This window comes from Pseudomonas sp. LBUM1668 (genome assembly GCF_059695715.1).
Window position 1 is genome coordinate 40,321 of the sequence record NZ_CP166787.1, and the last position, 24,953, is coordinate 65,273.

The window sequence follows — 24,953 nt, forward strand, 5'->3', positions numbered from 1 at the left end:
GATTTCCAAGCCAGTACAAAACCTGTGGGAGCTGGCTTGCCAGCGATAGCGGTGTGTCAGTCGACAGAAATGTTGGCTGAACGATCGCCATCGCTGGCAAGCCAGGCTCCCACAGGTTTTTTGTTGTTTGTGATTTTTGTGTTTGATGATTGAAAAACCGTAGTTCACGCAGACAGAAGAACCTGTGGGAGCTGGCTTGCCAGCGATAACGGGGTGTCAGGCGACATCAATGTTTGCTGTGCCGACGCCATCGCTGGCAAGCCAGCTCCCACAGGGTTTTGCCTTGTTTGTGGCGAACGAGAATGAACGCCTTTTCATGACACTTTTGTTTCAATCTGCACTTTAGCTGTGCAATGCTGGCGCGCAGACCGTTAGCCAACTACAGCTTAAGTATCAGAACGTAGAAACGCGCGGCACTGTCAATTTGCTCCTCTGGAGCGCTGCTATTACAGGGGGTCTGCATGCTCACCCTGCTCAATCTGCTTTCCGCCGTCGCCCTGCTGATCTGGGGCACGCACATCGTTCGAACCGGCATCCTGCGGGTGTACGGCACCCAGTTGCGCCATGTGATTGGCCAGAACATGTCGAAAAAATGGCTGGCCTTTGTCGCCGGCATCGTCGTGACCGCGATGGTGCAGAGCAGCAACGCCACCGCCATGCTCGTCACCTCTTTCGTCGGCCAAGGCCTGATGGCGCTGACCCCGGCGCTGGCGACCATGCTCGGCGCCGACGTCGGTACGGCGTTGATGGCGCGGGTGCTGACCTTCGATCTGTCGTGGCTGTCGCCGCTGCTGATTTTTGTCGGGGTGATTTTCTTCCTGTCGCGCAAACAGACGCGGCTCGGGCAGATGGGTCGCGTATCCATCGGCTTGGGGTTGATCATTCTCGCGCTGCAATTGATCGTCGAGGCCGCTGCGCCGATCACCCATGCGCAAGGGGTGAAGGTGATTTTCGCCTCACTGACCGGCGATATCCTTCTCGACGCCTTGGTCGGCGCGCTGTTCGCGATGATTTCCTATTCCAGCCTCGCCGCCGTGCTGCTCACTGCCACACTGGCCGGGGCAGCGGTGATCAGCCTGCCGGTGGCGATCGGTCTGGTGATCGGTGCCAACATCGGCAGCGGCATTCTCGCGTTCATGAGTACCAGCATGCAGAACGCGGCGGGCCGGCAAGTGGCGCTGGGTAGTCTGTTGTACAAGCTGATCGGCCTGCTGCTGATCATCCCGGTGCTCGATCCGCTGGTGCACTGGATCGACAGTCTCGATTTCAGCCCGCAGGAAATGGTCATCGGCTTTCACCTGCTCTACAACACTGCGCGCTGCCTGATCCTGCTGCCGAGTGTCGGGCCGATGGCGCGGCTGTGTGCCTGGCTGCTGCCTGAACGGCCGGAGGTCAACGGCACTGCCAAACCGCGTCATCTCGACGCCACCGCACTGGTCACGCCAAGCCTTGCGCTGGCCAACGCCGCGCGGGAAACCCTGCGCATGGGCGATCTGCTCGACAACATGCTCGATGCCACTCTCGATGTGTTGCGCGGCAAGCAGACCGCCGTCACTCAGGAGATGCGTCGGCTCACCGACGACGTCGAAGCGCTGTACAGCGCAATCAAGCTGTATCTGGCGCAGATGCCCCGCGAGGATCTCGGCGAGCGGGACAGTCGACGCTGGGCGGAGATCATCGAGTTGGCGATCAACCTGAAACTGTCCAGCGATGTCATCGAACGCATGCTGCGCAAGATCCAGCAGCAGAAGACTTCGCAACGTCGTTCGTTTTCCGAGGAGGGGCTGGAGGATTTGGCCGTCCTGCATCAACAACTCATCGCCAACTTGCGGTTGGGGCTGTCGGTGTTTCTCAGCGGCGACCGGGAAAGTGCCCGGCAGTTATTGCGCGAGAAACGTCGCTTTCGCGCACAGGAACGCCGTTTGGCCCACGCGCATGTCAGCCGATTGCAACGCAAGATCGTGCAGAGTCTTGAAACCAGTTCGCTGCACCTGGAGTTGATTGCGGACATGCGGCGGCTCAATTCGCTGTTCTGCGGCAGTGCGTATGTGGTGCTGGAAACGGCGGATACCGGCGCGCTGGCGGCGGATGATATGAGCGACATTACGCATTCGCCTTGAACGTCTGCGGTTGTGGTCAGTCAGTAACTCAGAGTTCAGCCTCAAGGCCGCCATCGCTGGCAAGCCAGCTCCCACAGGGTTTTGTGAGCGCCATACATCCCAGTGGGAGCTGGCTTGCCAGCGATGAGGGCCTGACTGACGACACGGATCTCCAAATCAGCCGTATGGAAGCCTGTTATGCGTTGCCTGTTGTTCGCCTGTCTGTTGCTCGGTTCTCTACCCTCCTACGCCCTGGATCGTTTTCAGGTCGAAGGCTATGCGCTGCCCAACGGTTTGCAGCTGATGCTCAAACCCGGCACCGAGCGTGGGCATGTGGCGATCCGCTTGGTGGTCGGCGTCGGTCTCGACGATTTTGACTGCGACGAAAAAGAGCTGCCACACCTGCTCGAACACCTGCTGTTCAGCGGCATCGACGCCACTGGCGAAGGTGGTCTCGAAGAACGCATGCAGGCCCTGGGCGGCGAATGGAACGCTTTTACCAGCAATGCCGACACCACGTTCGTCATCGAAGCTCCGGCGAAGAACCAACGCAAAGTGCTCGACCTGCTGCTGGCTCTGCTGACCCAGACCCGCATCGACGACAACGCGATCAACGCCGCCAAACGCGTGGTCGAGCGCGAAGACGGCGGCCATTACACGCGCCTGCAACGTTTTCTTGATCGTCAGGATCTGGGCCACACCGCGAGCAACCAATTGGCCGTCGAACTGGGCCTGAAATGCCCGCAGCGCGCTGAAGTCGATCATCTGACCCAAGAGCAGTTAGAGAAGGTGCGCCAGGCCTGGTACGCGCCGAACAACATGACCCTGATCGTCGTCGGCGAACTCGACAAACTGCTGCCGGCTTATCTGGAACGCACGTGGGGCGCCCTCGAGCCGGTCGAACCCAGCGAGCACCGACCGTTGCCGGACATCAGCACCAGCGCCGCTCACGAGCGCACCCTCACCCGCGGCTTCATTGGCGACGGCGCCAAGTTGCACTGGATGGTGCCGGAGCCGGTGCTGGACGATCAGTACGACCAGACCTTCGATATCCTCAAGGATTACCTCGACTGGGCGCTGTACCGGCAGATCCGCCTGAACCACGGTTTGTCTTACGGGCCGTGGGCCGAACGCGAAGTGTTCGGCGGCGTCGGCTTCATGAGCCTCAACGCCGACCTGGATCGCGATGACGTCGACGAAGCCATCCAGGTGCTTGAAGACCTCAAGGCCGACTTGCTGAAAAACGGCCTCGACGCAGACACCTTCGCCCGAATCAAACAGGCCGCTATCGCCCACCAGGCGTGGGCGGTGCAAGGCAACAGTGCGATGGCCGATTATTACTGGAGCGCGCTGAGCGATTATCAGGACGGCCGCTTCGCCAACCCGGCCCGACAGCTGCACGGCGTGACACTGGAAACAGCGAACAAGGCGATGCGCGAGTTGATGTTGCAACCGGGGTATCTGCGCATCGAGAAGCCGTTGATCAGTGATGATCAGGTGTTGTGGCTGGCTGCGGGTGGAGTGGGTCTGGTGCTGCTGATGTTGATCGGCTGGCGTGTGCATCGCCGCCACAAAATTGCTGGAAGCCATTAATCCTGTGGTGAGTGAGCACCTGTGGCGAGGGGATTTATCCCCGTTGGGCGGCGCAGCAGCCCCAATAAGGGCAGCTCGGTATATCCAGACAAAATTCGCTTGCAGGATCTACGACGGCTGCGCCGCCTATCGGGGATAAATCCCCTCGCCACAGGGGTCATGCGGCGTTAACCTTTCCGGGATTTTCCCCATATCGTTGTGAACCGCCAAAATGCCAAAACTGACCCTCCTTATCCAGCGCATTATCGAGCTGATGAAGCGCTACCCCGGGGTCATTGCGCTGGGTGGTTTCATCTCGGGGGTTGGCAGTTTCATGCTGGTCGATCGCCAGCAGGGACTGGCGAGCTGGATCACGGTGATCATGCTGCTCAGCTGGATCTGGCTGATGCTGGAGAACACCCTCACCGGGCTTTTCACGCGGATTTTCAAACGGGAAATCCCCCAGCCGCTGCTGCGTTATGCGACGCAGATGATCCATCAGGAAAGTCTGTTTTTTGTCCTGCCGTTCTTTTTCATCACCACAACGTGGAACAGCAGCCAGCTGGTCTTCACCGGCTTGCTTAGCGTCGCCGCGCTGATCTCTATCGTCGATCCGCTCTATTACAAATGGCTGGCGCCTCGGCGCTGGGCGTTTCTCGCGTTGCACACCCTGACCCTGTTCGCCGCCCTGCTCACGGCGCTACCGGTGATCATGCACCTGACCACTGCGCAAAGTTTCAAATGGTCGCTGGGGATTGCCGTGCTGCTGTCGTTCCCAAGCCTGGCGTCGATCTTCCCGATCCGCACGGTGCGCAACGCGCTGGCGATTCTGTTTATCACCTTCGGCATCGGCGGCGTCGGTTGGGCGCTGCGCTCGTGGGTGCCGCCGGCGACGTTGTGGATGACCGACGTAGCCATCAGCACGCAGATGCAGGATCGCACCCCCGGTGCCAGTCTCGATAAGGTCAGCGCCGAGCAGATCCGCAATGGCGGCCTCTACGCCTACACCGCGATCAACGCACCGCGCGGGCTCGATGAGCGGATTTATCACGTCTGGAAGTTCAACGGTAAAGAAGTCGACCGCATTGCCCTCGACATCCATGGCGGGCGCAAGGAAGGCTACCGGGCGTGGACGCACAAGCAGAATTTCCCTGGCAACCCGGCGGGCAAATGGCAAGTGCGGGTATTGACCGAGGATGGCCAGCTGATCGGCGTGCTGCGCTTTGAAATCACCGACAGCACACCGGCCAAAGAAAAGTAACCCGGTTCGTGCTATTACGTTAGTTCGCTTAGCAGCCGAACAAGCACGGAGCTTATGACCAGCAGCTCAATGACAGGCAGTGCCCGATTGGACACGTCCAACACCCCTGCCCGCTTGCAGGTCAGCGGGGACTGGACGCTCGCCCATTACACCGAGCTCAAGCACCTGAGCGAAACCCTGCGCGGTCAGTACGACACCGACACGCTTATCGACCTCAACAGCCTCGGTGCCCTCGACACTGCTGGCGCCTCGTTGCTGGTGGAGTTGCTCGGCTCCGAGCGCCTCGGCAAATCCGCCGAACACCCCGATTGCACAATCTCCAGCGCCGACCGCGCGCTGCTGCAAACCGTGTATCAGTCGATGACTGATTTCTGCGTGCCGATCAAAGAGCCGGAAATCAGCGTCAGCGTGCAATTGCTGACGCGCATCGGCCGCGCCGTCGATACCGTTTGGCAAGACACCCTGCAACTGCTCGGCTTCGTCGGCCTGATTCTGGAAACCATCGCCCGTGGCTTGTTCCGGCCCAAGCGCTGGCGCATCACGCCCGTGATCGCGCACATTGAACAGACCGGCCTCGACGCTGCGCCCATCGTGGCGCTGCTGACCTTTCTGGTGGGTGCTGTGGTGGCGTTTCTCGGCGCGACGGTGCTGGCCAGTTTTGGCGCGAGCATCTTCACCGTCGATCTGGTGGGCTTTGCCTTCCTGCGTGAGTTCGGTGTTTTGCTCACCGCGATCCTGATGGCCGGGCGCACCGCCAGTGCGTTCACCGCGCAAATCGGGTCGATGAAGGCCAACGAGGAAATCGACGCGATCCGCACCCTCGGCCTCGATCCGATGGAGTTGCTGGTGGTACCGCGTGTGCTGGCGTTGCTGGTGGCGCTGCCGCTGCTGACCTTTCTGGCGATGATCTGCGGGATCGTCGGCGGTGCCGTGGTCTGCGCGGTGTCGCTGGATATCTCGCCGGCGATGTTCCTCTCGCTGCTGCAAAGCGACATCGGCGTTCAGCATTTTCTGGTCGGCCTGGTGAAGGCGCCGATCTTCGCGTTCCTGATTGCGGCGATTGGTTGTCTGGAAGGCTTCAAGGTCAGCGGCAGCGCCGAATCGGTCGGCGCACACACCACGTCGAGTGTGGTGCAGTCGATTTTCGTGGTGATCGTGCTCGACGCGGTGGCTGCGCTGTTCTTCATGGAGATGGGCTGGTGAGTCGTCTACCCCGTGCGCCCTCGGAGGCGGTGATTGAAGTCCGTGGCCTGTGCAACCGCTTCGGTACGCAGAGCGTGCACGAAAACCTCGATCTGGATTTGTACAAAGGCGAAATCCTCGCCGTGGTCGGCGGTTCCGGCAGCGGCAAATCGGTACTGCTGCGCAGCATTGTCGGCCTGCGCCGGCCCAGCGAGGGCATCGTCAAAGTGTTCGGCCAGAATCTGCCGAGCCTGGCGGAGCATGAGCGCTCGTTGATCGAACGGCGCTTTGGCGTGCTGTTCCAGAAAGGCGCGCTGTTCTCTTCGCTGACCGTGACCGAGAACGTCGCCCTGCCGCTGATCGAACACGCGGGCCTGAGCCGCGAAGATGCCGAGCATCTGGCCGCCGTCAAACTGGCGCTGGCCGGGCTACCGCTGTCGGCGGCAGACAAATACCCGGCGTCGCTGTCCGGCGGCATGATCAAACGCGCCGCTCTGGCTCGAGCTTTGGCGCTGGATCCGGACATTCTTTTTCTCGACGAACCCACCGCCGGCCTCGATCCGATTGGCGCGGCGGCGTTCGACCAATTGATCCTGACCCTGCGTGATGCGTTAGGTCTGAGCGTCTTTCTGGTGACCCACGACCTCGACACGCTCTACACCATCACCGACCGCGTGGCGGTGTTGGCGCAGAAGAAAGTGTTGGTGGCCGATGCCATCGACGTGGTCTCGGAAACCGATGACGCGTGGATTCACGAATATTTCCACGGCCCGCGCGGCCGCTCGGCGCTGGACGCCGCCAAACTGCTCAACGAGGTCTGACATGGAAACCCGAGCGCATCATGTGTTGATTGGCCTGTGCACCGTGCTGGTGGTGGCCGGCGCCCTGCTCTTCGGCCTGTTCCTGGCCAAATCCAGCGTCGACACCGAGTTCAAGGATTACGAGGTAGTGTTCAACGAGGCGGTCAGCGGCCTGTCCAAGGGCAGTTCGGTGCAGTACAGCGGGATCAAGGTCGGCGACGTGGTCAGCCTGCGCCTCGATCCGCAGGACCCACGGCGGGTGCTGGCGCGGATTCGTCTCGGTGGCGATACGCCGGTCAAGGAAGACACCCAGGCCAAACTGGCCCTGACCGGGATCACTGGCACGTCGATCATCCAGCTCAGCGGTGGCACGCCGCAGAGCCCGACGCTCAAGGGGCATGACGGCAAGCACCCGGTGATCATTGCCTCGCCCTCGCCTATCTCGCGGCTGCTCAATGACAGTAACGACCTGATGAGCGGCATCAGCGCCCTGCTGCACAACGCCAATCAGATGTTCTCCGAAGATAACGTCGAACGCGTCAGCAAGACCCTCGCCCATCTCGAACAGACCACCGGCACCATCAACGATCAGCGCGGCGACATTCGCCAGGCCATGCAGCAACTGGCGAGCGTCGGCAAACAGGCCGGCAGCATGCTCGAACAGACCTCGGCGTTGATGCGTAACGCCAACGGCCTGCTCAACGATCAGGGCAAACAGGCGCTGGGCAGCGCCGAGCAGGCAATGAAATCGCTGGAAGACAGCAGCGTCACCATCAATGCGTTGCTGAACAAGAACCAGAACTCCCTCGACAGCGGCATGCAGGGCCTCAACGGCCTGGCGCCGGCGATCCGCGAACTGCGCGAAACCCTGACTTCGCTGCGGGCCATTTCTCAACGTCTGGAGGCCAACCCCAGCGGTTACCTGCTGGGCAGTGACAAGAACAAGGAGTTCACGCCATGAAGCTGACTCGCCTCGCCCTCCTCGCCACTGGCTTTACGCTGATCAGTGCGTGCACGATCTTCCCCGAAGCCGAGCCACTGGATGTCTACCGCTTGCCGGCAGCACAGGCGCCCGTCTCGCGCGGTTCGGCGGCAACTCAGCCGTGGTCGCTGCGCTTGAACAAGTTGCAGGCCAGCGAAGCGCTGAACCGGCCGACCATCGCAGTGATCCCACAAGGTGACGTGATCAGCAGCTACAAGGCTTCGCGCTGGAGCGATCCGGCGCCGGTATTGCTGCGCAATCGGCTGCTCGACGGTTTTCAGCGCGATGGCCGGGTGACGTTGCTGAGTACCGATGACAGCAACTTTCAGGCAGATCTGGAGCTGGGCGGGAATTTGCAGGCGTTTCAGACTGAATATCAAGGCACCCAGGCCAGCGTCGTCGTGCGCCTCGATGCGTTACTGGTGCGCGGTTATGACCAGCGAATCCTGGCCAGCCGCCGATTTGAGGAACGTCAGCCGCTGAGCGATGTGCAGGTGCCGGCAGTGGTCGCCGGGTTTGGCCAGGCCAGTGATCGTCTTACCGCCAAAGTCGTGGATTGGGCCGTAGACCAAGGCCAGAAACTGGCGCCCTCGCCCAGACCTTGAGCCCCACACAAAACCCATGTAGGAGTGAGCCTGCTCGCGATTGCGGTTTGTCAGTCACCAACACTGGTGACTGTCAGTCCGCAATCGCGAGCAGGCTCACTCCTACAGTTTTGATCTGTGCTTAGCCGAAGAACCAGTAGCACACAGTGATGGCGCCGATCACGCCGGCCAGTTCCGCCAGCAACGCACACCCCACCGCATGCCTTGCGCGCTGAATCCCCACCGCACCGAAATACACCGCCAGCACATAGAACGTCGTCTCGGTACTGCCCTGCACCGTCGCTGCCACGAGCGCCGGGAAGCTGTCCACGCCTGAGGTCTGCATTGTTTCGATCAGCATCGCCCGCGCAGCGCTGCCGGAGAACGGTTTGACCATCGCTGTTGGCAGCGCATCAACGAAACGGGTGTCCCAACCGGCCCATTCGACCAAATGGCGAATCCCGTCGAGACCAAAATCCAGCGCCCCGGATGCGCGCAATACGCCGACGGCGCAGAGCATCGCGACCAGATACGGCAGCAGGTTCTTGGCGACATCGAAGCCTTCCTTCGCGCCTTCAACGAACGCTTCGTAAACCTTCACTTTGCGCAACGCACCAATCACCAGAAACAGCATGATCAGCCCGAACAACGTGAGATTGCCGAGGATCGACGAAAGCCCCGCCAGCGCCGTGGCCGACATCGTCCCCAGCAGCGCCATGAACGCGCCGAGGATCAGCGCGCCGGGGATCAGATACGCCAGCACCACCGGGTCCCAGACCCGCAGACGCTGCATGAAGGCGACCGAGAGAAAGCCGACGATGGTCGAGCAACTGGTCGCCAGCAGAATCGGCAGGAACACCAGCGTCGGATCCGGCGCGCCTTGCTGGGCGCGGTACATGAAGATCGTCACCGGCAGCAGGGTCAGGGAGGAGGCGTTGAGCACCAGGAAGAGGATTTGCGCGTTGCTGGCGATGGTCGCGCTGGGGTTGAGTTCCTGCAACGCCTTCATGGCTTTGAGGCCGATCGGCGTGGCGGCGTTGTCCAGACCGAGGCCGTTGGCGGCGAAGTTCAGAGTGATCAGGCCAAGGGCCGGGTGACCGGGCGGAACCTCAGGCATCAGCCGCAGAAACAGCGGGCCCAACACCTTGGCCAGCCAGTCGACGATCCCGGCTTTTTCGGCAATGCGCAGAAAACCCAGCCACAGGGTGAGGGTGCCGAACAGCAGCACCATGACTTCGACCGAGAGCTTGGCCATGGCGAAAATGCTTTCCACCATCGCCGCAAAGATCCCGGCGTTACCGCCGACCAGCCACTGCACCAGCGCCGACACGGCTGCCACGATGAAGAAGCCAAGCCACAGGCCATTAAGCATCAGTCAAATCCCCCGGAAGATGCGGCGAATGATAACGGGGTCGCCAGAAACGACAAACCCCGGATTTCTCCGGGGTTTGTCTACGATTGCTGGTGCCCCCGATTACAGGGTTGACCGCCATCTACTGTAGGAGCTGCCGAAGGCTGCGATCTATTGCTCTTGCTTTTGAAAACAGAATCAAAAGATCGCAGCCTGCGGCAGCTCCTACACAGGGTGTGTCAGTTCTTCGAGATTTCACCCGCTGGCAGTTTTTCCTTGCTGCGCCAGTGCGGCAGGGAGTTCCAGTAGCGCTCGCCCTTGGCGTCGTCGTACATGCCTTCCCAGCGCGAGATAACCAGCACGGCCAAGGCGTTGCCGATCACGTTCAGCGCGGTACGGGCCATGTCCATGATGCGGTCGACACCAGCGATGAACGCCAGGCCTTCCAACGGAATACCCACGCTGCCCAAAGTAGCCAGCAGCACCACGAAGGACACGCCCGGTACGCCGGCGATGCCTTTGGAGGTGACCATCAGGGTCAGCACCAGCAGCAGTTGCTGGCTGATCGACAGGTCGATGCCGTACAGCTGGGCAATGAAGATTGCGGCGATGGACTGGTACAGGGTCGAACCGTCGAGGTTGAACGAGTAACCGGTCGGTACCACGAAACTGCAGATGGCTTTCGGCGCGCCGTAGGCTTCCATCTTCTCGATCACGCGCGGCAGCACGGTTTCCGAGGAGGCGGTGGAGTAGGCCAGGACCAGTTCATCCTTGAAGATGCGCATCAGCTTCAACACCGAGAAGCCGAACAGCCTGGCGATCAGGCCCAGCACCACAAAGGCGAAGAAGGCGATGGCGACGTAAACCAGGATCACCAGTTTGGCCAGCGGTATCAGGGAAGCGAAACCGAAGTTGGCCACGGTCACCGCGATCAGTGCGAATACGCCGATCGGGGCGTAGTTCATGATCATGTGAGTGACTTTGAACATGCTTTCCGAGACGCCCTGGAACATCTTCACCAGCGGCTCGCGCAGGTCCGACTGCAGGCTCGACAGACCGAGACCGAACAGCACGGAGAAGAAGATGATCGGCAGCATTTCGCCGCGGGCCATGGCCGCGAAGATGTTCGACGGGATCAGGTTGAGGATGGTCTCGATGAACGCGTGTTCATGCTGTACTTCGGCGGCAGTCGCCTGGTACTTGGAGATGTCCACCGTGCCCAGGGTGCTCATGTCGATGCCGGTGCCCGGGTGGAACACGTTGGCCAGCACCAGCCCGACGACGATGGCGATAGTGGTGACGATTTCGAAATAGATGATCGTCTTCAGGCCGATACGCCCGAGCTTCTTGGCGTCGCCCACGCCGGCAATGCCGACAATCAGGGAAGAGATGACAATCGGGATCACGATCATCTTGATCAGACGGATAAAGATATCGCCTGCCGGTTGCAGGACGTTGCTGATCCACCAGGCCTTTTCGGCACTGAAATGGTTGAGCAACGCACCGATTGCAATCCCCAGTACCAGACCGATGAGGATCTGCCAGGCGAGGCTAATTTTTGCCTTCTTCATTATCTTTACCCTTACTTGCGTTTGACTCAGGCACATGCAGGAACTGGAACGCTTTTTAGCGGAAAAGTCTGTGCATCTGCCTCCGTATAAGGTGCCCCGAAGTACGTATTGACGGCTCTTCGGCAGGCGAAAAAAGGCGCAACTATTCCGATGCAAGGTTGCGCCGTCTAATGCCGTAAACGCCTACCCTATGCCGAATCGGCATGAGCTTTTTCAAATGAAACTGGCGTCCCAACCGGTTCGATTGTGACATTTCAGCCAGCATAAGTGCCGTGAACCGGCCATTCCAGCGAAGGTTGATTGTTTTTTGAGCGAGAATTTTCGATCGATATTTGAGGAAAAAGCCTACGTAATCAGACCAGATGTCCGACTGTTTAAAAGATCTCTTTCTCGATATACGGTCGCCAGGAAACACCGCGTAATGTTTTCGCGCGCAGTGTGGACGATAAAAAGAAGGGGCTGGACGCTCTGGATCAACGTTTTGCTTAAATGAAAGCTCGGCGCAAGCCCGTCGAACCCCTTTGGATTGACGAACTTGCGGCAGCTTTTACCCTGACCCGGCCCTCGCGCAGGTACTCCCTGTACCCGTAGGTCACTCCGACCCTGTAGCAGTCAGAACGTCCCGGCCCCCTGGTCATGCGCCGACCTTCATCGGGTGGGCGCAATAGAGGGCAGCGCAGGCGCTGCCCTCATGTTCAAACTCAGTACCACTTCGGATCTTTTTTCAAAGTTTCCATCAACAGATCCTGCATGCCCTGATCGGGTTTGCCGAAGAACCTGTAAGTGGCATGTCGCGTTGGCGACTTGTCGGACGGCAGGCCTTCGGGCACATCAACCAGCATGCCGTAGGCGTCGTCCTTGTCGAAGCTGAACGCAACGATCAAGCGATGATTGAGGCACTTGTCTGCATTTTCGCAGAGCGGGCCAACCAGATACTTGTCGCCATCCTCTTCCACAGCATTCATCTGCTGTTCGGAAGTGCCGGACAGGTTCATCACCCATTCCGGCAGGCGTTCTTCCTTCTTCACCACGCCTTGCCAGGTTTCCCTGTACTGCGGGTCGGAACTCAACAGCTCGTTGACCCGCGCCTGGCCGTCATTGGCCGCCATCGCCATGGCACTACCGCCCAGAAGCAGGGCGGCTGCCAGTGTCTTTAAAGCGCTCATCGTCAACCTCGGCCACGACGGCCCATGAAGAACGACACAACAAACATCACCAGGAACACGACAAAGAGAATCTTGGCGATACCCGTGGCGGTGCCCGCGATACCACCGAAGCCCAGTACTGCAGCGATGATGGCAATGATCAAGAATGTAATTGCCCAGCTCAACATGGTGATTCTCCTTACTTCTCTATTTAGGGATGTTGCGTGTTCCGGCGCATCGCGCCCGAATTCGTTTGATTCAATTAGAAAACCCAGCGCTCTTCACGTGGCAGCTGATCCATTGGCTGCGCCTGGTCGACGTCCATCATGCGCATCGAAGCGTTTTCTGCTGCAGTGCTGCTGACGGCACTGAAGTGCTTCTGCGTGCTGTGCTGGATCGAGATCAGCGGCTCAGGTTTCTGGCTGTTTTCCCAGCTCAGGTATTGCTGGCACGCGATCAGGGTGATCAACAGCGCGAGCACGCCAAACAGGCCTTGCTGGATATGCAAAGGCGAGATACGCATTTGGGCGGCACGTTGGCGAGTCATCCTGGGTTCCTCACGCTTATTCGGTTGGGGCAGTTCTGATCTGCCCGGGATGAATAAGGTATTGCAGCCTGCATGCCAGTTTTTTATCTTAAAAATAACCAATAAAAACAATGACTTAAGTGGGTGTGAAAAATTTCAGGGGACGCATCCTGCACGATGGAGCATCTGTGGTCGTGCGCAATGCACGATTTTTTCGTAGGAGAATTCATTCTTATGGAATTGAGAGCGGGGCGCAGATGTCAGAAAAGGACGCAGGGAAAGGCCTGCAAAGCGGTGATTGTTTAAAAATTCAACAAAATCAGTGGATTAGCCGTAAAGGCAGGAGAGGGCTACCCTCCTATGGCTGGCATCGTTCAGAATCAACCATGCAACTTGCCCGATTTTTCCGGGCTTAACTCAAGATCAATCACTATGGAGCGTAGGAAAAATGGAATCTGCCACTGAGCAACAAGGCCGCATTCTGCTGGTGGATGATGAATCCGCCATCCTGCGAACTTTCCGCTATTGCCTCGAAGACGAAGGTTATACGGTGGCCACCGCCAACAGCGCGGCTCAGGCCGAGGCACTGCTGCAACGTCAGGTCTTCGACCTGTGCTTCCTTGATTTACGTCTGGGCGAAGACAATGGCCTCGACGTATTGGCGCAAATGCGCATTCAGGCACCGTGGATGCGGGTAGTGATCGTCACCGCTCACTCGGCTGTCGACACGGCCGTGGATGCGATCCAGGCTGGCGCCGCCGACTACCTGGTGAAACCGTGCAGCCCGGATCAATTGCGCCTGGCGACTGCCAAGCAATTGGAAGTGCGCCAGCTCTCGGCGCGTCTTGAAGCGCTTGAAGGCGAAATCCGCAAGCCCAAGGACGGCCTCGATTCCCACAGCCCGGCTATGAAAGTGGTGCTGGAAACCGCGAGGCAAGTGGCGGGTACCGATGCCAACATTCTTATTCTTGGCGAGTCCGGCACCGGTAAAGGTGAGCTGGCCCGAGCAATTCACGGCTGGAGCAAACGCGAGAAGAAATCCTGCGTGACGATCAACTGCCCGTCGCTGACCGCCGAACTGATGGAAAGCGAGTTGTTCGGTCACAGTCGCGGGGCGTTTACCGGCGCCAGCGAAAGTACCTTGGGTCGAGTCAACCAGGCAGACGGTGGCACACTGTTTCTCGACGAGATCGGCGATTTTCCCCTGACGTTGCAACCCAAGTTGTTGCGGTTCATTCAGGACAAGGAGTATGAGCGGGTAGGTGACCCGGTGACTCGCCGCGCCGATGTGCGGATTCTGGCGGCGACCAACCTCAACCTTGAAGATATGGTGCGCGATGGGCGCTTCCGTGAAGATTTGCTGTATCGCTTGAACGTCATCACCTTGCACCTGCCGCCGTTGCGCGAGCGTGCCGAGGACATCCTGACGCTGGCCGACCGCTTCCTCGCACGTTTCGTCAAAGAGTACGCACGTCCGGCGCGCGGTTTCAGTGACGAGGCCCGTGAGGCGCTACTCGGCTACCGTTGGCCGGGCAACATTCGCGAGCTGCGCAACGTGGTCGAGCGGGCGAGCATCATCTGCCCGCAGGAACGGGTGGAAATCACTCACCTCGGTATGGCTGAGCAACCGGCCAACAACGCGCCACGCGTCGGTGCCGCGCTGAGCCTGGATGAGTTGGAGAAAGCCCACATCGGCGCAGTACTCGCCACCGCCGGCACTCTGGATCAAGCCGCGAAAACCCTGGGCATCGACGCCTCGACGCTGTATCGCAAGCGTAAGCAGTACAACCTGTGAGTGCCCGTCGATGAAACTGGCGATGAAGTTGCGGACCCGGTTGTTCCTGAGCATTTCGGCGCTGATCACCGTGGCCTTGCTTGGGCTGCTGCTTGGGCTGGTCAGCGTGATGCAGATGGCCGGCACTCAGGAAACATTGATCCGCAACAACTTTGTCACCCTCGACCTGGGGCTGAAACTGCGCCAGACCCTCGGCGATCAACTGATCATGATGCTCGCCGAGAAACCTGACCCGGTGGCGTTCGAAGCGTCCAAACAACATTACTTCCAATTGCTTGACGAAGGCATTGCTCAAGAAGAGGAGGGCGATGGCCGTCATTACGGGTTCTCGCAGGCCAAATCCGATTATCTGAAGTTTCTCCAGGTGTTTGATCAGTCCCGTGACCCGGGTTCGGCCCTGAGTGGCAATGGTGATCTTCGTGAACGCTTCAACATCTTGCGCAATGGCTTGATCGCCGAGCACAAGCAGGCGCTCGACAATATCAATTCGGTACAGCACGCGGCGCGTGACCGGGCGTTGCTGATTGCGAGCCTGCTCGGGTTGGTCGGGCTGGCGGTGTTGATCATCGGGTTCGTTACCGCCCACGGGATTTCCCGACGCTTTGGTGCGCCCATCGAGGCGCTGGCCAAAGCAGCCGACAACATCGGCCAAGGCAATTTTGAAGTGGTCCTGCCAACGTCCTCGGCCATGGAAGTGAATTTGCTGTCGCGCCGCTTCGGGCTGATGGCTGAAGCGCTGCGCGAGCATCAGGCCACCAACGTCGATGAGCTGCTGGCTGGCCAGCAACGCTTGCAAGCGGTGCTCGACAGCATCGACGACGGCTTGTTGATGATCGACCGCCAAGGCCATCTCGAGCACCTCAACCCGGTCGCCCAGCGCCAATTGGGCTGGGACGACGACCGTCTCGGCCAAGGCTTGGGCAGCGCACTCGAGCGGCCGGAACTGGATGAGCAGCTGCAACTGGTGCTGCGCGGCGGCACCCTGGAGCGGGCGCCGGAAGACTTGAGTATCGAGGTCGACGGCGAATCGCGACTGCTGACTTACAGCCTTACCCCGGTCAGCCACACTCAGGGCCACATTCTTGGCGCGGTAATGGTGTTGCACGATGTCACCGAGCAACGCGCCTTCGAACGGGTGCGCAGCGAGTTTGTCCTGCGCGCCTCCCATGAGCTGCGTACGCCGGTCACCGGCATGCACATGGCGTTCGGGCTGTTCCGCGAGCGGGCGAAGTTTGCGCCGGAGTCACGCGAGGCCGACCTGCTCGACACCGTGAATGAAGAAATGCAGCGCCTGATGCAGTTGATCAATGACTTGCTCAACTTCTCGCGTTACCAGAACGGCTTACAGAAACTGACGCTCGCGCCGTGTTCCATCGAAGATCTGCTGACGCAGGCGCAGTTACGCTTTGTCGATTTGGCGGCGGAAAAAGGCATCGATCTGACTGTGGAAGTACAAGGGCCATTGCCACGCTTGCAGGCTGACCAGGCACAGCTTGACCGGGTGCTCGACAACCTTATCGATAACGCCTTGCGCCATACCGCCCGTGACGGCCAGATCCGTTTGCAGGCACGTCGTCATGGCGAGCGGGTGATCATCAGCGTCGAAGATAATGGCGAAGGCATTGCTTACGGCCAGCAAGGGCGGATCTTCGAGCCGTTCGTTCAGGTCGGGCGCAAGAAGGGCGGGGCCGGGCTCGGCTTGGCGCTATGCAAGGAGATTGTTCAGTTGCATGGTGGAAGGATGGGCGTTTATTCGCGGCCGGGGCAGGGCACGCAGTTTTATATGGCGTTGGCGGTTTAGGCTTCGTCATCCATCCGGCGTCCCGCAAGCCGCCGTCCACGGGTGATCAGTTCGATGAACTGCACCGCGCTCAGGGCATGGGCGAACAGCCAGCCCTGACCGAACTTCACGCCTTCGCTGCTGAGCAATTCGGCTTGTGATTCCAGCTCGATCCCTTCGGCAATCACCTTCAGATCCAAGGCCTGCGCCATGTGAATGATGTGTGGAGCGACGCCGCTGCTGGCGGCGTCATGGCCGAGCGCGTCGATGAACGCCTTATCGATTTTCAGGCAATCCACCGGCAGGGTTTGCAGGTAGGCGAGGCTGCAATAGCCGGTGCCGAAATCGTCGATCAGCACTTGATGGCCCACATCGCGCAGCGCTTGCAGGTTTTCCCGGGCGACCACGACATCAATCAAGCCGCGTTCAGTCACTTCGAAGGCAATCTGCTTGGCTGCCACTCTGTGCAGGCTCAGCAGCCGCGCCATGACCGGTCCGATGCGCGGCACCATCACGTCGCACGCGGCGAGGTTGACCGAGATATACAGCTGCGGATTGGCGCGCAGCACCGGGCCCAATTGCTCCAGTAAGCGCTGAAGGACAAAGTCGGTCATCTGGCGAATCTGCCCGGTGTTTTCCGCCAGCGGGATAAACAGGTCCGGGCTGGTCAAGGTGCCGTCCGGACGGCGCCAACGCAGCAAGGCCTCAGCGCCGACGCAGTTGCGGCTGTCGAGGTCGAAGATCGGTTGATAGAGCACTTGCAGTTCGCCACGGCGGATCGCTCCGTGCAGTTCGGCATCCAGTGACTGACGCTGGCGCACCAGCAAAAACATGCAGAACCCCACGACAGCGCCAAGCACCAGGCAGGCCGGGACCATCCACCACCAAATGGCGGGGATGTGCATGCCGGTGCGTGGCGTGATCAGCACCAACTGATATTCCGGGTTGTCGGTGGGCATGCGGTAGATCAAGCGACTCTGGGTCACTTGCAACGCGCCGCTGCTTTTTGGCGGCCAGGGTTCCGTTGGTGGCCATGTTTGCGCAGTGCCGAGCACCGGAATTGCGCGGGAGCCGTGATCCAGCACCACCAGCAGGCTGCTGCCGGGCGAGAGGTCGACCATGTCGGTCAAATGCCCGCGTGATGTGGCCACACGAAAATTGCCGCGGCCCAGCATCAGTGCCGCGCGGTTTTCGTCGGGCTCGGTGGTGGTGTTCAGCCAGTAGCTGTAGGTCGGGCCGATGATGTCCGGCGCGCGGAAAACCGACAGGCCTTCCTCGCGCGGACGGTTGGAGCAGATGCGCGAGGCGTCCATATAAGCCGCTTCATAGACGAAGCGATAGTTGAAGGTGACTTGCCGCAGCGTGGCGATCATTTCGTCGTCGCAACTGCGCAACGGCTGGGCTTCGAGGTCGTCGAGGCTTTCGCGTAATTGACCGAATAATTGCTCGAGCCGGGCGAGAAACCGTTCGCCCTGAGCGTTCATCACCTGGCTTTCGCTTTGTTCGACCTGGCGCATCGCCACGAACATTGCGCCGGCGAACAACAGGCTTGCACTGAGGACAGCCGCGATCATCGCCAAAAAACCTGGGCGATAAAACCAGCTACGCAGCGTCGCTCGGGTAGCAACCATCATGGAATATCCGAAGAATTACCAATGAGTTATAGCTGCTGATTGCAAGTTCGCCCTGACCGTCGGGCGGGCGTCATTATTTTGTCTGATTGAGCACCAGCAGCAGCGCCGCGGTTTGCGCGTCCGGGGTGCCGTCGAACCGCGAAGGGCGGAAGTGCATCTGGAATGCAGCGAGGACGTGGCGCGTCGCGACATCCAGCTCGCCAGTCTGCGGCGTTTCATAACCCAGATGGGCCAATTGCGACTGGAACCAGCTGATGCTCGGCAGTTCGCCGCTGGTGAACAGCGCTTGCTGCCGCGCTACGGCCTGTTCGTTCGGCCACACACCCAGACCTTCGGCGGCGAGACGCTTCCACGGAAACAGTGGCCCTGGATCGAGCTTGCGCAGCGGCGCGATGTCGCTATGACCAATGATGTGCTGCGGGCTGATGCCGTTGCGCTTGCTGATGTCTTTGAGCAGGACGATCAGCGCTTGAATTTGCGCTTCGCTGTAGGGATACCACAGGCGCCCGGTCGGGGTGTCTTTGAAGCCCGGGTTGACGATTTCGATACCGATCGAGCTGGAGTTGAGCCAGGTGCGGCCCTGCCATTGGCTCTCACCGGCGTGCCAGGCGCGCTGGTTTTCGTCCATCAGCTTGTAGACGGTGGCGCGCTGGTCGTCACCGATCAGGTAGTGGCTGCTGACTTCACCGTGGGTCAGCAACTGCAGCGAACGCTCGAGCGACGCCGAGGTGTAATGCACGACCACGAACTGGATGCGGCTGTCGTAGTTGGCAGAAGGATGGCTGGTGTCATAACGCGGACCGCTGGCACAACCGGCCAGAACGAGTAACGACGCGAGGAGGGCAAAAAATTTCATGGTAGAGGGCAATTACGCAAGACAGTAATGCAACAGTGTAACGTACTGCCTTGCGTCGAGACGGTCAGCGGGCAGATTTAAACAAAATGGAACAATTTCTCAGCCCAGCTCAACTCGATTGCGCCCGGCATTTTTCGCCCGGTACAGCGCCTGATCGGCTCTTTTAAGCACCAGATCGCTGTGTTCCCCAGGTTTGAACGATGCCAGGCCCATGGAAATCGTGATCGTCACCCGTTCACCCTTGAAGTGGAAAGGGCACGCTTCGATCGCTGCGCGCAGGGTTTCCAACAGTTTTGCACCGACCGCTGGCGGGGTGGCCGGCATCAGCAGAACGAACTCTTCGCCACCGAAACGCGCGATGAAATCAGAACCGCGCAGGCGTTTGCGCAACACCGTGGCAATGATCTTCAGGACTTTGTCACCGGCCAGGTGGCCGTAGTTGTCGTTGATTCGCTTGAAGTGATCAAGGTCGAGCATTGCCAGGCTCAGCGTGTTGCCGTGCTGCTGCCATTGCTTGATCTCATGCTCGAGACGCTCGCTCCAGGCCGCGCGGTTGGGCAGGCTGGTGAGCGGATCGATAAGGGCCTTCTGGCGTTGCTCTTCAAGGTGTTCGCGGAAACCCTGGGCTTCTTGCTCCATGTGCGCCACGCGCTCGGACAAACCTTTGAGGCGCGCCGCGACTTCCTGCTCCCGGGCATCGCGCTGCTTCTGGTGTTGATCCATGGTCCCGAGCAAGCCTTCGAGATGATTTTCCAGCACCTGCTTGAGGTCATCCAGATCGGCAGCTTCCTGTACACTGGTCTGCAAGCCGTCGACTTGCTCACGGATCTGCGTGTCCATCGCCCGCGCCGCAGAACTGTTGTCGGCATGGCCTTCACTGGCGGCTTGCAAGTTGCTCTGGAACGCTTCGAGGCGTTCGTTGAGTTGCTGCAGATACGCTTCAAATTCGTGCTGGCCGCTGTCGGTAATCGCCAGCATCAACGTCGCCAGATCGTCGAGGATCGGGATCAGTTCGTACCAGTTCAAACCGTGCTTGAGCCGCTCGCGCATGGCTTCGGCTTGTGGCCGGTGACGCTCGGGCAGGGTCAGGTCGTCGAGCAGGCCGATCAACGTGTCCTCGATGTGCTTGGCCACTGAGCTGTAGGACGGCTCCGGAGAATCCGGCAGAGCGAAGAGGATGTCGTGCTCGGACTGCTCCGGATCGATCGCCGCCAGTGCTTGAGCGATGGGCGGGGGCAGCGGCAGGGTGTCGAGGAACAGCGGCTCTTGATCGCCGGGGTGGATCAATTCGTCGGGGTTGAAGGCGACAGGTGAAAAAACTGGCGTGGGAGCAGGTGCTGGAGCGGCTTCGGGCTCGGATTCGATTGCATCTGCTTCAGGCGTAGCTTTGATTACTTCGCTGGTCACCGTTGGCGGCACGAAGGTCGTTATGTGCGGTTCCCGCTGAGGCGCAAGCGCAGATGTTTCGGATATCGCGGTTGGCGCGGCTTCCTGGGTAACGGCAGCGACCACTGCTGGTTCAGTGACTGCGACAGGCTCTGGGGCGAATTCGTGTGCTGGTGCAGCCGCCGGTTGTGCCGTCGGCGCAACTTGAGCTTGCGCCGTCGGTTCTGGCGCCTCCTCGCTATCACGGCTGCCGAACAGCCTTTGCAGCAACCCCGGCCGGCCTGGTTCGGCGGGTGTCTCCACCTGACTCAACGCCTTGCCCTGCAGGCCGCTGAGTTCACCCAGCAGCAGCGGCAGTTCCCGGGCCTGACCGACACGGCCATCCAGTTGTTTGGCAAATTTCTTCAGGGGCTGGGCGACTTCCCGTGGCAGCGGCAACGCTTGCAACTGAGTCACCAGCGCGTTCAGTGCAGTGCTGACCTGATCGATCCGGGTTTCGCGCCGCTGCTCGGAATCGAGCACGGCTTTTTCCAGGCGCGGCAGCAGCGCGGCGAGGCCGGCGTCCATATCGTCAGTACGCACCACGTCGCGCATTTCTTTCATGCATTGATCAACGACGCGGTCGGTGCCCTCAGCGGCCAGCGTGCTGCGCACCAGGCCTCGACGCAGCAGGTCGAGCCTTGCGGCCCAACGGCGTTCGAGTTTGTCCTGTTGTTCGATGCTTTTGAGGTATTTCTCTTTCCAGCGCTGGGCTTCGTCGCTCATTCAAGGGTTCCGCGAGGGGCAGGACTCAACGCGGGCAATGCATCGGCCGTGAGCGAACCCGGCAGACGAATCTCTACCGCGACCGGCAGGTGATCGGAAATAGGTTGTGCCAGCACTTCGACCTTTTCCAGGGTCAGGGTCGGGCTGAGCAAAATATGATCAAGGCAACGCTGAGGACGCCAGCTGGGGAATGTCGCTTCCACCTGCGGGGCCAGCAGGCCGAGATCGCGTAACGGCGACTGTTGTAGCAGATCGCTGGCATGGGTATTCATGTCGCCCATCAATATCTGATGTTTGTAGCCACCGATCAAATCACGAATGTAGGCCAGTTGCAGGCTGCGCGTTCGCGCGCCAAGGGCCAGATGCATCATCACCACCACCAGCGCTTCCGGGCCTTCGCCGAAGCGCAGCAGGATCGCGCCGCGACCTTTCGGGCCGGGCAGCGGATGATCTTCGATCGCCCACGGCTTGAGACGACTGAGCACGCCATTGCTGTGCTGGGCCAGTCGACCGAGGTTGCGATTGAGTTGTTGATACCAATAGGGGAAGGCGCCGAGATGGGCCAGGTGTTCGACTTGATTGACGTAGCCTGAGCGCAGGCTGCCGCCGTCGGCCTCCTGCAACGCGACCAGGTCGAAGTCGCCGAGCAGGTCGCCGATCTTCTGCAGATTGCCTGAGCGCCCGGTGTGCGGCAGCAGGTGCTGCCAGCTGCGGGTCAGGTAATGCCGATAACGCTCGGTGCTGATACCGACCTGGATATTGAAACTGAGCAAGCGCAGACGATGATCCGCTGGCAGGCCCGTGGACGCCAGGTGATGTTCGTTGACCTGCGGATCATGCAGGCCAACGATGCGTTCGGTCTTCCAGCGGCGCATGGCGGTTGCCGCGCTTAGTTGGCAGCAGCCTTGTTGGTGGCTCGCTCTTTGGCAACCAGTTGGTCAGCCAGTTTCAGCGCTTGCTCGGCACCACCGGCGGAGCCAATGTCGAAGCGGTATTTACCGTTGACGATCATGGTTGGCACGCCGGTAATCTCATACTTCTTGGCCAGTTCGCGAGCCTTGACGATCTGACCCTTGATGGCGAAAGAGTCGAAAGTGGCGAGGAACTTGTCCTTGTCCACGCCTTGAGTGGCGAGGAAGTCAGCCATGTCGTTCTTGTCGGTCAGCTTCTTGTGTTGTTTCTGGATCGCTTCAAACACGGCGCTGTGAACCTTGTGTTCGACACCCATTGCTTCCAGCGTCAGGAACATCTGGCCGTGAGCGTCCCATGGGCCGCCGAACATGGCTGGGATACGCACGAAGTTGACGTCGGATGGCAGTTTTTCAACCCACGGATTGATCACTGGCTCAAAGGAGTAGCAGTGCGGGCAGCCGTACCAGAACAGCTCTACCACTTCGATCTTGCCAGGGACGGCAACCGGCACCGGATTGCTCAGCTCTACATAAGGGGCGGCAGGGGCTTCAGCGGCCTGGGCAGTCACGCCGAACAGGCTGGCAGCGACGAGGGCGGCGCTGATGATCAGATTACGCATGCTTTACTCCTGGACAAATTGGGTCGCCTCGCGCGACCTGTTTTCAGACAGGCCTTGGCGGGCATGAGTTCTGTAGTGTAACGGCAGCGGCCACAAAAAAGGGCGGCCAAAGCCACCCTTTTTATACTTGCTGCGACGGATTAATCGAGCGTTAACGTTGCGCGAGATGTCCGTTGCAGTCAGGGCTCTTAATGCAGGCCCTGAATGTAGCTGGAGACCGCGGCGATGTCTTCATCGCTCAGGCGTTTGGCAATGGTCTGCATGGTCATCGTGTCACCATCGTTGGTGCGGCCGCCTTCTTCCTTGCGGAAATCGGTCAGCTGTTTGGCGATGTAGGAAGCGTGCTGGCCACCCAGGTGCGGGAAGCCGGCAGCGGCGTTGCCGGTGCCATTGGGCGAGTGGCAACCGGTGCAGGCTGGCAGGCCCTTGCTCAGGTTGCCACCACGAAACAGGGCTTCACCACGATCGACAAGCTTGGGATCGGCGGCGCCGACGCTGCCTTTCTGGCTGGCGAAGTAGGCAGCCATGTCGGCCATATCCTGATCGCTGAGGTTGGTCAGCAGACCAGTCATTTCCAGAACTACGCGCTTGCCCGACTTGATGTCGTGCAGTTGCTTGGTCAGGTAGCGTTCACCTTGACCGGCCAGCTTTGGAAAGTTTGGCGCCATGCTGTTCCCGTCCGGGCCATGGCAGGCTCCGCATACTGCGGCTTTCGCCTGACCTGCTGCGGCATCACCGGCAGCATGGGCGAAGCCTGAGATTCCCACGGTCAACAGCAGACTCACGATCAATTTGTTCATCAGCTAATCCAACTACGGCTAAGGGTTAAGAGTTATGGACCGGGCTTACTCGCTCATCCAAAGGATGATGGCTTGGTAATCCTCGGCACTGCAGTCCATGCACAAACCACGCGGCGGCATCGCCTTGAAACCCTGGGTCACGTGTTGCACCAGCGTCTCCATACCTTTCGCCAACCTCGGCGTCCAAGCTGCCTGATCGCCTCTTTTGGGCGCCATGGGTAGTTGGCCGGAATGACAGGCACTACAAACACGGTTGTACACGGCTTCCGGATCCTGTGTAGCCTGTGCGCTGTAAAGCGGCATCAAGACTCCGGCAGCCAGCAGCCATTTAAACGACCTTTTCAGGGTTGAGAGCGTTTTGCGTTCTAATGCGCAATCAAGGTCTGTCGCTCCCGTGAACTTCATCCTTCGCTGGGACAAAGCACACACAAAATCTGCGGCATTATATACTGGCGTCACTGAAACGGAAGCGACACCGCGTTCCGCGCCCATTCCCGGCGCCGCCCACATCGGAAATCCCATGCAGCTCAAAAATCCCATCCTCGGCCTGTGCCAACAGTCCACGTTCATGCTCAGTGCCGCCAAAGTCGATCAGTGCCCCGACGACGAAGGCTTTGAAGTGGCTTTCGCCGGTCGTTCCAACGCCGGTAAATCCAGCGCGCTGAACACCCTGACCCACGCCAGCCTGGCGCGTACCTCGAAAACTCCGGGTCGCACACAGCTGTTGAACTTCTTCAAGCTAGACGAAGATCGTCGTCTGGTCGACCTGCCGGGCTACGGTTATGCAAAAGTACCGATCCCGCTGAAGATGCACTGGCAGCGTCACCTTGAGGCTTACCTGGGTGGCCGCGAGAGTTTGAAGGGTCTGATTCTGATGATGGACATCCGTCATCCAATGACCGACTTCGACCTGCTGATGCTCGACTGGGCCGTTGCGGCCGGCATGCCGATGCACATTCTGCTGACCAAAGCCGACAAGCTGACCTACGGCGCTGCGAAGAACACGCTGCTCAAGGTGCAGGCGGAGATCCGTAAGGGTTGGGGTGATCTGGTGACTATCCAGCTGTTCTCGGCGCCAAAACGCATGGGCCTGGAAGAAGCCTACACAGTGTTGGCGGACTGGATGGAATTGGCCGACAAGGGCGCCGAAGCGGCGTCTGAGTAAAAGAATTTCAAAATTGTCTGTGGTGTCTTGCGTAGCACCACAGCCGATTTTTAGGCAAAAAAAGCCCCGGATTTCATTGGGGAGGGAGAAATTCCGGGGTTTAAGGTCCGAACCGCTAGGGCGGGGTTCAGATATCTGCCAACACTTAACACAACATAGGAGCATTGA

22 protein-coding genes are annotated in these 24,953 nt (G+C 59.8%); 10 read left to right on the plus strand and 12 right to left on the minus strand.

Annotated features, from left to right (window positions below):
- The first annotated feature begins 461 nt into the window (after positions 1-461).
- The 7 genes from ACA061_RS00190 to ACA061_RS00220 all read left to right on the plus strand — a co-directional run bounded on the left by ACA061_RS00190 (position 462) and on the right by ACA061_RS00220 (position 8,501).
- Positions 462-2,120, plus strand: a complete 1,659-nt coding sequence (locus ACA061_RS00190) for a Na/Pi cotransporter family protein (protein ID WP_497300357.1) — start codon at positions 462-464, stop codon at positions 2,118-2,120.
- 177 nt (positions 2,121-2,297) lie between these two features.
- Positions 2,298-3,692, plus strand: a complete 1,395-nt coding sequence (locus tag ACA061_RS00195; RefSeq protein ID WP_497300358.1) for a M16 family metallopeptidase — start codon at positions 2,298-2,300, stop codon at positions 3,690-3,692.
- A 211-nt stretch (positions 3,693-3,903) separates the two neighbouring features.
- The gene (locus ACA061_RS00200) at positions 3,904-4,932 is read left to right on the plus strand and encodes a DUF5924 family protein (RefSeq protein WP_497300359.1); all 1,029 of its coding nucleotides are present in this window, start codon (positions 3,904-3,906) and stop codon (positions 4,930-4,932) included.
- Positions 4,933-4,986: 54 nt separating this feature from the next.
- The gene (locus ACA061_RS00205; RefSeq protein WP_497300360.1) at positions 4,987-6,135 is read left to right on the plus strand and encodes an ABC transporter permease; all 1,149 of its coding nucleotides are present in this window, start codon (positions 4,987-4,989) and stop codon (positions 6,133-6,135) included.
- Positions 6,132-6,935, plus strand: coding sequence for an ABC transporter ATP-binding protein (locus ACA061_RS00210; RefSeq protein ID WP_150593294.1), 804 nt, complete (start codon positions 6,132-6,134; stop codon positions 6,933-6,935). The genes ACA061_RS00205 and ACA061_RS00210 overlap by 4 nt, the downstream gene beginning before the upstream one ends.
- 1 nt (position 6,936) lies before the next feature.
- Positions 6,937-7,875, plus strand: a complete 939-nt coding sequence (locus tag ACA061_RS00215; protein ID WP_150605066.1) for an MlaD family protein — start codon at positions 6,937-6,939, stop codon at positions 7,873-7,875.
- Complete coding sequence (locus ACA061_RS00220) at positions 7,872-8,501, plus strand: ABC-type transport auxiliary lipoprotein family protein (protein WP_210700761.1); 630 nt, start codon at positions 7,872-7,874, stop codon at positions 8,499-8,501. Before ACA061_RS00215 ends, ACA061_RS00220 begins: the two co-directional genes overlap by 4 nt.
- Positions 8,502-8,622: 121 nt before the next feature.
- Here ACA061_RS00220 and ACA061_RS00225 read toward each other — a convergent pair whose 3' ends face one another.
- The 5 genes from ACA061_RS00225 to ACA061_RS00245 form a co-directional block, all read right to left on the minus strand.
- A complete protein-coding gene (locus tag ACA061_RS00225) occupies positions 8,623-9,852 on the minus strand; it encodes a nucleoside recognition domain-containing protein (protein ID WP_150593291.1) in 1,230 nt (409 codons plus the stop codon).
- Positions 9,853-10,070: 218 nt separating this feature from the next.
- Positions 10,071-11,402: a glutamate/aspartate:proton symporter GltP gene (gene gltP, locus ACA061_RS00230; RefSeq protein WP_150605068.1), complete on the minus strand. Its 1,332-nt coding sequence runs from the start codon at positions 11,400-11,402 to the stop codon at positions 10,071-10,073.
- Between the two features lie 701 nt (positions 11,403-12,103).
- On the minus strand, positions 12,104-12,568 hold the full coding sequence (locus ACA061_RS00235) for an inhibitor of vertebrate lysozyme family protein (protein ID WP_150605069.1): 465 nt from the start codon (positions 12,566-12,568) through the stop codon (positions 12,104-12,106).
- Positions 12,569-12,570: 2 nt separating this feature from the next.
- Positions 12,571-12,735: a DUF1328 domain-containing protein gene (locus ACA061_RS00240; RefSeq protein WP_042556943.1), complete on the minus strand. Its 165-nt coding sequence runs from the start codon at positions 12,733-12,735 to the stop codon at positions 12,571-12,573.
- 74 nt (positions 12,736-12,809) lie between these two features.
- On the minus strand, positions 12,810-13,094 hold the full coding sequence (locus ACA061_RS00245) for a hypothetical protein (RefSeq protein ID WP_150605070.1): 285 nt from the start codon (positions 13,092-13,094) through the stop codon (positions 12,810-12,812).
- 427 nt (positions 13,095-13,521) lie between these two features.
- Here ACA061_RS00245 and algB point away from each other — a divergent pair, with 427 nt between their 5' ends.
- Complete coding sequence (gene algB, locus ACA061_RS00250) at positions 13,522-14,868, plus strand: sigma-54-dependent response regulator transcription factor AlgB (protein ID WP_042556945.1); 1,347 nt, start codon at positions 13,522-13,524, stop codon at positions 14,866-14,868.
- Between the two features lie 10 nt (positions 14,869-14,878).
- Positions 14,879-16,669 carry a KinB sensor domain-containing domain gene (locus tag ACA061_RS00255; protein WP_497300361.1) on the plus strand — a complete coding sequence of 597 codons (1,791 nt, stop codon included), beginning with the start codon at positions 14,879-14,881 and terminating at the stop codon, positions 16,667-16,669.
- Here the strand turns inward: ACA061_RS00255 and ACA061_RS00260 are convergent.
- The 7 genes from ACA061_RS00260 to ACA061_RS00290 all read right to left on the minus strand — a co-directional run bounded on the left by ACA061_RS00260 (position 16,666) and on the right by ACA061_RS00290 (position 23,923).
- Positions 16,666-18,279 (minus strand): EAL domain-containing protein, encoded by a 1,614-nt coding sequence (locus ACA061_RS00260; protein WP_411959654.1) that lies wholly within the window; start codon positions 18,277-18,279, stop codon positions 16,666-16,668. The genes ACA061_RS00255 and ACA061_RS00260 overlap by 4 nt on opposite strands.
- Positions 18,280-18,355: 76 nt before the next feature.
- Positions 18,356-19,138, minus strand: coding sequence for an N-acetylmuramoyl-L-alanine amidase (locus tag ACA061_RS00265; protein WP_210700763.1), 783 nt, complete (start codon positions 19,136-19,138; stop codon positions 18,356-18,358).
- 99 nt (positions 19,139-19,237) lie between these two features.
- The gene (locus ACA061_RS00270) at positions 19,238-21,289 is read right to left on the minus strand and encodes a GGDEF domain-containing protein (RefSeq protein ID WP_497300362.1); all 2,052 of its coding nucleotides are present in this window, start codon (positions 21,287-21,289) and stop codon (positions 19,238-19,240) included.
- Positions 21,286-22,164, minus strand: a complete 879-nt coding sequence (locus tag ACA061_RS00275; RefSeq protein WP_497300363.1) for an endonuclease/exonuclease/phosphatase family protein — start codon at positions 22,162-22,164, stop codon at positions 21,286-21,288. The genes ACA061_RS00270 and ACA061_RS00275 overlap by 4 nt, the downstream gene beginning before the upstream one ends.
- A 14-nt stretch (positions 22,165-22,178) precedes the next feature.
- Complete coding sequence (gene dsbA / locus ACA061_RS00280) at positions 22,179-22,820, minus strand: thiol:disulfide interchange protein DsbA (protein ID WP_150605075.1); 642 nt, start codon at positions 22,818-22,820, stop codon at positions 22,179-22,181.
- 188 nt (positions 22,821-23,008) lie between these two features.
- On the minus strand, positions 23,009-23,620 hold the full coding sequence (locus ACA061_RS00285) for a c-type cytochrome (protein ID WP_150605076.1): 612 nt from the start codon (positions 23,618-23,620) through the stop codon (positions 23,009-23,011).
- Positions 23,621-23,665: 45 nt separating this feature from the next.
- Positions 23,666-23,923 carry a c-type cytochrome gene (locus ACA061_RS00290; protein ID WP_210553562.1) on the minus strand — a complete coding sequence of 86 codons (258 nt, stop codon included), beginning with the start codon at positions 23,921-23,923 and terminating at the stop codon, positions 23,666-23,668.
- A 217-nt stretch (positions 23,924-24,140) separates the two neighbouring features.
- On the opposite strand from ACA061_RS00290, the gene yihA reads away from it, so the two are divergent.
- The gene (gene yihA / locus ACA061_RS00295; protein ID WP_150617002.1) at positions 24,141-24,785 is read left to right on the plus strand and encodes a ribosome biogenesis GTP-binding protein YihA/YsxC; all 645 of its coding nucleotides are present in this window, start codon (positions 24,141-24,143) and stop codon (positions 24,783-24,785) included.
- The last annotated feature ends 168 nt before the right edge of the window (positions 24,786-24,953 follow it).

Excerpts from the sequence above, each read along its gene's own strand:
- dsbA (WP_150605075.1), bottom strand. The coding sequence starts at position 22,820 with ATGCGTAATCTGATCATCAGCGCCGCCCTCGTCGCTGCCAGCCTGTTC.
- ACA061_RS00235 (WP_150605069.1), bottom strand. The coding sequence starts at position 12,568 with ATGAGCGCTTTAAAGACACTGGCAGCCGCCCTGCTTCTGGGCGGTAGT.
- ACA061_RS00225 (WP_150593291.1), bottom strand. The coding sequence starts at position 9,852 with ATGCTTAATGGCCTGTGGCTTGGCTTCTTCATCGTGGCAGCCGTGTCG.
- ACA061_RS00200 (WP_497300359.1), top strand. The coding sequence starts at position 3,904 with ATGCCAAAACTGACCCTCCTTATCCAGCGCATTATCGAGCTGATGAAG.
- yihA (WP_150617002.1), top strand. The coding sequence starts at position 24,141 with ATGCAGCTCAAAAATCCCATCCTCGGCCTGTGCCAACAGTCCACGTTC.
- ACA061_RS00285 (WP_150605076.1), bottom strand. The coding sequence starts at position 23,620 with ATGAACAAATTGATCGTGAGTCTGCTGTTGACCGTGGGAATCTCAGGC.
- algB (WP_042556945.1), top strand. The coding sequence starts at position 13,522 with ATGGAATCTGCCACTGAGCAACAAGGCCGCATTCTGCTGGTGGATGAT.
- ACA061_RS00195 (WP_497300358.1), top strand. The coding sequence starts at position 2,298 with ATGCGTTGCCTGTTGTTCGCCTGTCTGTTGCTCGGTTCTCTACCCTCC.
- ACA061_RS00215 (WP_150605066.1), top strand. The coding sequence starts at position 6,937 with ATGGAAACCCGAGCGCATCATGTGTTGATTGGCCTGTGCACCGTGCTG.
- ACA061_RS00265 (WP_210700763.1), bottom strand. The coding sequence starts at position 19,138 with ATGAAATTTTTTGCCCTCCTCGCGTCGTTACTCGTTCTGGCCGGTTGT.
- ACA061_RS00220 (WP_210700761.1), top strand. The coding sequence starts at position 7,872 with ATGAAGCTGACTCGCCTCGCCCTCCTCGCCACTGGCTTTACGCTGATC.
- ACA061_RS00245 (WP_150605070.1), bottom strand. The coding sequence starts at position 13,094 with ATGACTCGCCAACGTGCCGCCCAAATGCGTATCTCGCCTTTGCATATC.
- gltP (WP_150605068.1), bottom strand. The coding sequence starts at position 11,402 with ATGAAGAAGGCAAAAATTAGCCTCGCCTGGCAGATCCTCATCGGTCTG.
- ACA061_RS00205 (WP_497300360.1), top strand. The coding sequence starts at position 4,987 with ATGACCAGCAGCTCAATGACAGGCAGTGCCCGATTGGACACGTCCAAC.
- ACA061_RS00260 (WP_411959654.1), bottom strand. The coding sequence starts at position 18,279 with ATGGTTGCTACCCGAGCGACGCTGCGTAGCTGGTTTTATCGCCCAGGT.
- ACA061_RS00240 (WP_042556943.1), bottom strand. The coding sequence starts at position 12,735 with ATGTTGAGCTGGGCAATTACATTCTTGATCATTGCCATCATCGCTGCA.
- ACA061_RS00270 (WP_497300362.1), bottom strand. The coding sequence starts at position 21,289 with ATGAGCGACGAAGCCCAGCGCTGGAAAGAGAAATACCTCAAAAGCATC.
- ACA061_RS00190 (WP_497300357.1), top strand. The coding sequence starts at position 462 with ATGCTCACCCTGCTCAATCTGCTTTCCGCCGTCGCCCTGCTGATCTGG.
- ACA061_RS00255 (WP_497300361.1), top strand. The coding sequence starts at position 14,879 with ATGAAACTGGCGATGAAGTTGCGGACCCGGTTGTTCCTGAGCATTTCG.
- ACA061_RS00275 (WP_497300363.1), bottom strand. The coding sequence starts at position 22,164 with ATGCGCCGCTGGAAGACCGAACGCATCGTTGGCCTGCATGATCCGCAG.
- ACA061_RS00290 (WP_210553562.1), bottom strand. The coding sequence starts at position 23,923 with ATGCCGCTTTACAGCGCACAGGCTACACAGGATCCGGAAGCCGTGTAC.